Genomic DNA, 2,352 nt, shown 5'->3' with positions numbered 1-2,352 from the left:
GCGGGGCTGCCGGCGGACTTCGCGGAGCTGTTCTCGGTGATCCTGGACGGCCGCAACGCGTCGCTGGGCGACGGGGTGCGGCGGGCGTTGGGCCGTGAGCCGCGGGACTTCGCCGACTACGCCCGCGAGGCCGCCGCCTCGGGCGTGTGGAACGCGTGAGCCGACCCGTCCGGGGCGGCTCCGACCGCCCGTCTCCGGGCGGGCGCTGGTAGGGAATCCGAACGGACACTGGAGGTCTGGTCATGACGGACGGCACAACGGTCTGGTCGACGGAGCAGGGGCTGCGCGCCCTGCCCGAGCAGCTCAAGGGCTTCGGCCTGATGCACGTCGCGATGCGCCGGGACGCGGCACGGCTGACCGCCGCCGCGCAGCGCGGCTCGGCGGGCTCCGCCGCGGCGCTCGCGGAGTGGTTCGGGCGGCTGCGCTCGGTGATCGACTGGCACCACCACAGCGAGGACGAGATCCTCTGGCCGTACCTGCGTGGCCGGGTGGCGGGCTTCGACGGCAGCGGGGTCCTGGAGGAGGACCACGAGGCGCTGGACGCCTCGATGCGCCGGGTCGCCGGGGTGCTCGGCTCCGGACTGCGCGCCGAACTCCCGGAGGCAGCCCAGGCGTTCGAGAGCCTGGTGCGCGAGCACCTGCGGCACGAGGAGCCGGTGGTCTTCCCGGCGCTGGCCGGCCTGTCGGTGGACGAGTACCTGCGGGTCGAGCGCCGGATCATCGGGAGCGCGCCGACCCAGGTGATGACCTACCTCCAGCCCTGGATGTTCGACGGCGCGGACGCGGCCTCGGTCCGGGCGGTCTCGGCGACCATCCCGGCCCCGGTGCGGCTGCTCGGGCGGACGGTCCTGGACCGGCGGTACCGGCGCGGGCTGGGCGCGGTGCTCTGAGCCGGCCTCTTCGCCGTGTTCGCCGGGGCGGTGAGGTGCGCCGGCCCCGGCCGGGCGCGGCACCGCCGGGTGCCGCAAGTGCCCTGCCGGGGGCCGGGGTTCCGGTTGTCGCGGTTCCGTTGCGCGGCGCGCCGCACGGTGGGCGGTGTCGAGAGTTCCACGTTCGTCGGCGCCGCAGTCCGCGGGGCCGGAAGATTGAGAGGGTCCTGGGATGCGTTCGGATCAGACCGCGGTTCCGCTGTCGTACACGGCGCCGTCGGCCATCGGGAGTGCGGGGGTGGGGAGTTCGGTGCGGGCTGTCGGACAGAGCAAGGCCGCGGGGCCGCTGCTGGTGGGTTCCACCGTGGCGATGGGCCTGATGGCGGGGCTGTTCTTCGCCTTCGACGTGTCGGTGATGCCGGGCCTGGCGGCCGGGGACGACCGGACCTACGTCACGGCGATGCAGCACATCAACAAGTCGATCGAGAACGGGCTGTTCGGCCTGGTCTTCGTCGGCGCCTTCGCGGCGACCGGCCTGGCGGCCTGGCTGCTGCACAAGGCCGGCCGGCGCCAGGCGGCGCTCTGGGCGGGCCTGGCGACGGCGCTGTACGTGGTGGCGCTGATCGTCACCATGGGTGTCAACATCCCGCTGAACAACGAGCTGGCGGCGGCCGGCGACCCGTCGCAGATCCACGACTTCGCCGCCGTGCGGGCCAAGTTCGCGGACAGCTGGGTGCCGGTCAACATGCTCCGCACCGCGCTCTGCACCGGCGGTCTGCTCGCGCTGACCCGCTCCCTGGTGCTGCACGGCCGCGGCGGCCGCTGAGCCCCGGCCCGCCCGGTTCCGCGCATCGCCGCTGTGCCCGTCCGCCTCGTGCGGGCGGGCACACGCGCGTTCCGGGGCCGTGCGCCCGCCGTCGTGGCCGGGCTGCCGGGGCCGGCCCGGTGCGCTGGGGCGTGCGCCGGTGCGCCGGTCCGGTGCGTTCTCCCAATTCACTTGGTGAGACACCGAGTTGGCGAACCAGTCCGATGTGGTGGAGCATAGGCCGGGCCCGGTCCGTTGCGGTGCGCTTGCGCCGCGGCCGAGCACCGTACAGCTGCTGGGGAGGAGGCGGTTCCGGTGACTCCGGTGGAACGTCCGTTTCTGGTGCGGGGGAAGGCGGTACCCCTGGCCAGATATCTGGCGGAGGAGGCCATCGAGGGCCTGGTGGCCTGCTCGTGCATCGGGAACGAAGTCTGCATCGACCTCGCCGACACCAGGATCCTGGTGAGCCTGGTCGACGTCGCCGACGTGCTGCGACTCAACTTCCACATGGTCCAGGACGGCCCGGCCAAGCCCCGCTCGTGGTCGCGACGGCTGCCCGCCGGCACCGGCCCGCGCGAGACCGCGTCCCGGATAGCGCTGGACGTGCGGGCCCTGGAACGCGAACTGGCGCCCTTGCGCCGGCGTCCGCCCCGGCCGGTGCCGGGGGCGGCGCAGCAC

At 74.2% G+C, this 2,352-nt stretch carries 3 protein-coding genes and 1 pseudogene; all 4 read left to right on the top strand.

What is annotated here, in order from left to right:
* Positions 1-159, top strand: a pseudogene (locus ACFU7Z_RS38775) (NmrA family transcriptional regulator); the annotation flags it as partial.
* An 83-nt stretch (positions 160-242) separates the two neighbouring features.
* Positions 243-890 (top strand): hemerythrin domain-containing protein, encoded by a 648-nt coding sequence (locus tag ACFU7Z_RS38770; RefSeq protein ID WP_049653942.1) that lies wholly within the window; start codon positions 243-245, stop codon positions 888-890.
* 289 nt (positions 891-1,179) lie between these two features.
* Positions 1,180-1,695 carry a DUF1772 domain-containing protein gene (locus ACFU7Z_RS38765; RefSeq protein WP_380782852.1) on the top strand — a complete coding sequence of 172 codons (516 nt, stop codon included), beginning with the start codon at positions 1,180-1,182 and terminating at the stop codon, positions 1,693-1,695.
* A gap of 294 nt (positions 1,696-1,989) precedes the next feature.
* On the top strand, positions 1,990-2,352 hold a 363-nt coding region (locus tag ACFU7Z_RS38760; RefSeq protein ID WP_380782850.1), incomplete at its 3' end, for a hypothetical protein.

Origin of the sequence: Kitasatospora sp. NPDC057518 (genome assembly GCF_042802075.1) — a bacterium.
Taxonomy (GTDB): Bacteria; Actinomycetota; Actinomycetes; order Streptomycetales; family Streptomycetaceae; genus Kitasatospora.
Note: the sequence above shows the minus strand (reverse complement) of the source record. Positions and strands in the feature narration are given on the sequence as shown.